Origin of the sequence: Dyadobacter sp., assembly GCF_051859145.1 — a bacterium.
In the GTDB taxonomy this organism is placed as follows: Bacteria; Bacteroidota; Bacteroidia; order Cytophagales; family Spirosomataceae; genus Dyadobacter.
Genome location: NZ_JBHYGF010000462.1, coordinates 1 through 2,978 on the forward strand (window position 1 = coordinate 1; position 2,978 = coordinate 2,978).

The 2,978-nt window shown below is 47.4% G+C and carries 3 protein-coding genes; 2 read left to right on the forward strand and 1 reads right to left on the reverse strand.

The window, feature by feature from the left end; translation table 11 throughout:
* Positions 1-978: 6-bladed beta-propeller (locus ACTIE6_RS21910; protein WP_439558665.1), on the forward strand; the 978-nt coding region annotated here is incomplete at its 5' end.
* 21 nt (positions 979-999) lie between these two features.
* On the opposite strand, the gene ACTIE6_RS21915 is transcribed toward ACTIE6_RS21910, so the two are convergent.
* Complete coding sequence (locus ACTIE6_RS21915) at positions 1,000-1,725, reverse strand: hypothetical protein (RefSeq protein WP_439558666.1); 726 nt, start codon at positions 1,723-1,725, stop codon at positions 1,000-1,002.
* A 182-nt stretch (positions 1,726-1,907) separates the two neighbouring features.
* On the opposite strand from ACTIE6_RS21915, the gene ACTIE6_RS21920 reads away from it, so the two are divergent.
* Positions 1,908-2,978, forward strand: a 1,071-nt coding sequence (locus ACTIE6_RS21920) for a TonB-dependent receptor plug domain-containing protein (RefSeq protein ID WP_439558667.1), incomplete at its 3' end; no start/stop codon positions are given.

A 2,978-nucleotide genomic window follows, 5' to 3' on the forward strand; every position in this document is an offset into this window, starting at 1 on the left:
CTTCACGCCAGACCAAAAGCTGATGGAGAAACCATCGGACATGGAAACTTCCGGTATAAGGTAAATCAGAGTTGGGGGAATCTCGACGCTTCTAAATTCCCTGTCAACAACTGCCATGAAATGGTGCAGGACAGCAAAGGCAGGCTGATTATGGTCACTGATGAGATCAAGAATAACATTCTTATCTACGACCGGTCGGGTAAGTTGCTGGAAAGCTGGGGGCATGAATATCCCGGTGGGCACGGACTTACGCTCTGGAATGCAAACGGAGAGGAATTCCTGTTTATCACAGATCCGAACACAGGTAAGGTCATCAAAACAGACCTGAAAGGCAAAGTACTGCTTACCATTGAGCATCCTTCAAAAGTGGGCGCCTATAAGGAAAAGGATCCATTTAAACCAACCGAAACAGCAGTAGGACCTGACGGAACACTATATATCGCTGATGGTTATGGTTCCAATTACATTCTTCGGTATAATCAAAAAGGTGAATTCATAGACAAATTCGGCGGCAGCGGCGATGGTGACGCGCAGTTTTCAACAGCCCACGGGGTCGCGATCGATTACAGAGACAAAGCCAACCCTACCCTGCTGGTAACTTCCCGCGCGCACAATGCATTCAAGCGATTTACACTGGACGGTAAATACCTGAGTACCTTATTCCTGCCCGGCGCATTTGTTTGCCGCCCTGTTTTTCATGGCGAAAATCTGTATGCAGGCGTTTGCTGGTCGCGGCTGAGATACCTTAATCAAACACCTAATTCGGGTTTTGTGACCATTCTTGACAAATCAAACAAAGTAATCTCAAACCCCGGCGGTACCAAACCAGAGTATAAGAATGGCGAATTGCAATTAATGGTACAGGAAAAACCCATTTTCATGCATTGCCACGATGTTTGTGTAGACGGCGATCAGAATATTTATGTGTGTCAGTGGAATGCGAAGAAAACTTATCCCGTGAAGCTGGAAAGAGTCTAACGAGAAGAGATCAGGCTGGTTTTAACGGATCAGTCTGATTGTTATCGCATTTACAATCATTGTCCCGATCATCAAAATTCCATACGCAGGTGCAATTTGCATTTGCGGAACCAGGAAGGCTACTCCTACCAGGAAAGCGACAAAGCCATAGCCGGCCAGCATTAATCCATACAATATCCTTATCGCCGCATCGGAACCTTGCTGCGAATGTGTGAAAACCGCCAGCGTGGAAGTCATGATCGGGAATGGCGTGAGAATACCGCTCCAAGTAGGCCCGAGGTAATCTGCGGCCTGTGTTAATATCACCACGAAAAAAGTTGCGACCATCATCCTCAACGGAATATCATAAGCTGGTTGCTTCCTGTAATCACTTTTACTTTTTGGTTTCGGGAAAAAATAAAGCACTGCGGTCAATACAAACAGATTCAGCAATGTTGCCGAGAGTAGCGATATCGTGCTGCCGAGCGAAAGTAGTGCAACCACAAAAAACACCGCATAACTGATCAGTACCGTGGGCAACCAGCGCATTCGCGCCGACAAAATGGAGTAAACCAGGGCAAATAGAATGGTTCCTATCGAGCCCAGCAGCGCTGAAGTAATCGTGGAAGCTGCAAACAGTGGCCCGTGTTCCAGGGCAATGAAAAACGAGATCGGTCCGGCTACCCAGGGAAAGCCGCCTACCCAGCCGCCCAAACCTGCACCCCATTTTCTAACCGCCAGTGTAACCCCCGCAATAAGCGGCGGCATAAGGAGAATTTTGGAAATGAGCAGGTAAGACAAGTTCTGAAAGCGAAATCCGGAGTACAAATTTACATTCCGCGCATTAAATAGCAGTTTAAATGATGAAATACTTAGTTATTTCATTTGCAACAAAGTTGCATAAAAGCTACTTTTGCAACAATGTAACAGAAAGCTCTCGCTTTTAGACAATGCGCAACAAGTTCCTTTTGATTTTTCTGGTCGTCCTGTTTTCGCTCCCTGCTATTGTTTTTGGTCAAAATGCAGGTTGTGCCTGCTTTGTAAAGGGAGTTGTGAAGGACAAGCACACCAACCAGCCTGTAATCGGTGCGACGGTTTTGATAGTGGGACAAAATACGGGCGTGTTCACTGACGAGCATGGCCGGTATGAACTCCGAAACCTCTGCCCGGGTTCCTACACACTTGAATGTCGCATTGTCGGCTATAACCCATTTCGGCAAAAGCTTGACCTGACTGCGGGCCATGAAGAAAATTTTGATCTGGAAGAACAGGAGGTGCATTTACAGGATGTAGAAATAACGGCGCACCGCACGGATGCACCTTCCTCGCAGCCACTTACAACATTATCAGGCATTGATCTTGAAAAAACGCGGGGCCAAAACCTGGGCGAAAGTCTGAAAGGAGTAGCCGGCGTGACTACTTTACAGACGGGCTCCTCGATTGCCAAACCTGTGATTCACGGTTTGCACAGCAACCGCATTCTGATCATGAACAATGGTGTGCGGCAGGAAGGCCAGCAATGGGGCTCTGAACACGCACCTGAAATTGATCCGTTTATTGCGACGCGGCTTTCTGTGGTGAAAGGCGCGGCGGGTGTGCGCTATGGTTCGGATGCAATTGGCGGGGTGATTTTGGTAGAACCTGAGGAACTGCCTTTTGATAAAATCATAAGTGGAGAATTGAATGCAGTCGGTTTTTCAAATGGCAGGCAAGGTGTGGTATCCGGCACTTTACAGGGAGGAATAAAAAATCTCAAAGGGTTCGCCTGGCGCGCGCAGGGTACAATCAAGCGCGGGGGCAATATCCGTACGCCCAATTATTTCCTTGACAATACAGGAATTAGTGAAAAGAACTTCTCGCTTTCTGCGGGGTACCGCCACAAAGGATTTGGTATCGACGCGTTTTACAGCAGGTTTGCCACCCAAATCGGAATTTTCTCAGGTTCTCACATTGGAAGTGTTACCGATCTGTTGAATGTAATTCAGAAAGGAGAACCTTTGGTGAAGTCCGGATTCAGCTAT